This window comes from Candidatus Poribacteria bacterium (genome assembly GCA_009839745.1).
Lineage (GTDB): Bacteria > Poribacteria > WGA-4E > WGA-4E > WGA-3G > WGA-3G.
Genome location: VXPE01000083.1, coordinates 1 through 2,549 on the forward strand (window position 1 = coordinate 1; position 2,549 = coordinate 2,549).

General features: G+C 47.8%; 2 protein-coding genes. Both read left to right on the forward strand.

Annotation, left to right across the window (positions count from 1 at the left end; genetic code table 11):
* Nucleotides 1-77: 77 nt before the first annotated feature.
* Nucleotides 78-1,121: a Gfo/Idh/MocA family oxidoreductase gene (locus tag F4X88_13790; protein MYA57360.1), complete on the forward strand. Its 1,044-nt coding sequence runs from the start codon at nucleotides 78-80 to the stop codon at nucleotides 1,119-1,121.
* Between the two features lie 41 nt (nucleotides 1,122-1,162).
* Nucleotides 1,163-2,497 carry an AAA family ATPase gene (locus tag F4X88_13795; GenBank protein MYA57361.1) on the forward strand — a complete coding sequence of 445 codons (1,335 nt, stop codon included), beginning with the start codon at nucleotides 1,163-1,165 and terminating at the stop codon, nucleotides 2,495-2,497.
* The last annotated feature ends 52 nt before the right edge of the window (nucleotides 2,498-2,549 follow it).

Here is a 2,549-nt window from a genome sequence, read left to right on the forward strand (position 1 = left end):
GGCAGGCATGTCGGAGCGTTAAAATGTCTTTTTAATTCTAAACTTTACTATAAAAATCCGCAAGGTAAATTAAAAAAATGAGTTATCAGAGAGAATTTGAAAAAAGACTGAACGTTGCTGTTGTCGGTGTCGGTTCACACGGCTATCGTAATATTTTACCGACACTGACGTTTCTCCCAATCCGGCTCAAGGCATTATGTGACCTTGATATCGACCGCGCTCGCATCACCGCTGAACAATACGGCGTTCAGGCGTGCTATCCGAGTATGGCAGAGATGTTCCGCAACGAAGAACTGGACGCGATCTTCCTCTGCGCACCGCCGCGTCTTCACCCCGAATTGACCTGCGAAGCGTTAGACGCTGGGATGCACGTCTGGATGGAAAAGCCACCCGGAATGTTTGCTGCCGAAGTCTCAGAGATGATCCGACACCGGAAGGATCGCGTCGTCGTTGTCGGCTTCAAAAAAGCATTCATGCCCGCTACACAGAAGATTATCGAAATTTTCGCGACTGATGAGTACGGTCCCTTGCGAAGCATTCTCGGAGCCTATCCGATGACAATTGCGGAAGATGGAAAGCGGGTGTTACGTGAGAGGGAGCATACGAATTGGCTCCAAAACGGGTGCCATCCATTGTCGCTGTTTGTAGCCGTCGGAGGAAAAGTTTCAGCAGTGACAGTCCGTCGAGGACAACGGGGCGGTGGTGCGTGTATCTTAGAATACGAGAGCGGGGCACTCGGGAATTTCCATCTCGCGGATGGCGCGAGGCACGGACAACCTTCTGAACTTTATCAGTTTTTTGGTGATGGATGCCACGCCGAAATTCGGAACAGCACGCGTGTCGTACTCCAGCGCGGCATAGCCTTCAATTATAGCGGTAGCACCAGTTATGTCCCTGAAGGCTTTGACAGCGGTGCTATCGTCTGGGAACCCCAAAACAGTCTCGGCACCCTTGAAAACAAAGGGCTTTTCATACAAGGTTTCTATCAAGAGATGCGATATTTCTGTGACTGCATTCTGGAGGGCAAACCCGCAGCGCAAGGATCGCTTGAGTTTGCCTTGGAAGTAATGAAAGTCTACGAAGCAGGACTCCGTTCAGAAGGCGAAACTGTTCCTGTTTGATGATAGCAATTCAAATAGTTTAGTATGCCCTTGGAGAAACAATGCTAACAAAATTGATTTGCCGTAATTTCAAAAACTTTGGCAAAGTTGAAATCGAATTGGGGAATCCTGTCGTTTTCATTGGACCAAACAATTCCGGTAAAACTACAGCGCTACAAGCACTTGCTCTGTGGGAGATAGCACTCAGGCGTTGGAACGAGAACCGCAAAGGGAGAGCAAACCCAGAAAAGCGTCCGGGTGTTGCTATAAACCGGCGCGATCTCATCTCCGTTCCAGTACCAAGCGCGCGATTGCTCTGGCGAGATTTGCAAGTGCGTGATGTAGAAAGAGTTGAAGGGAGACAACGGACCCAAAATATCCGTATAGATATTATTGTGGAAGGTGTTACGGATGGCAAAAACTGGCAGTGCGGTTTTGAATTCGATTATGCCAATCAGGAATCCTTTTACTGTCGTCCTTTGAGAGTACCAGAAACAGATGAAAAAGATACTGAGCGAATGCCTGTTCCTGACCAAGCGGAAGAGATTGCTGTTGCCTTTCTCCCGCCGATGTCTGGGCTCGCGTCTAATGAGACACGACTTGATGAAGGGGCAATCAATGTCCGGATCGGAGAGGGGCGGACAGCAGAGGTGTTGCGGAATCTCTGCTATCAGGTGTCAGAGGATGCCCAAAAATGGGAGAAGCTCTGTGTGCAAATCCATTCCTTGTTCGGTGTCCACCTTGATGAACCCAATTATATTCAGGAGCGTGGGGAGATTGCGATGAACTATCAAGATGAGTCTGGTATTTCTCTTGACCTCTCTTCATCGGGGCAGGGCTTGCAACAAACGCTACTACTACTTGCTTATATTGCTGCACATCCGGGTTCTGTCCTGCTTCTTGACGAACCAGATGCACATCTTGAAATCCTTCGGCAGCGTCAGATTTATCAGATCCTTACAGAGTCAGCGATTGAAAATAATAGTCAGATCGTTGCTGCCAGTCATTCTGAAGTCATCCTCAACGAAGCGGCGGATCGCGACGTAGTGATTGCCTTTCTTGGTGCCCCACATCGGATTGACGATCGCGGTAGCCAGTTATTAAAATCACTGCGGACGATTGGTTTTGAGCAGTATTATCAAGCACAGCAGAGGGGTTGGGTTCTCTACCTTGAAGGTTCGACGGATCTCGCAATTTTACAGGCATTTGCCGAGAAGCTTAATCACCCGGCGAAAAAGGAATTGGAGGCTCCATATATTCATTATGTTGGTAACCAACCAGAGAAAGCACGTGAGCATTTTTATGGTCTGCGTGAGGCAAAGCCAGATTTGGTAGGATTCTGCCTCTTTGATAGAATTGATGGTGAACTTCATAGGCAACCTGAATTAGTAGAATAACGTGAGTTTGATAATTAATTTCCCAATTTTTTGAATAAAGAGAACCCTTTTG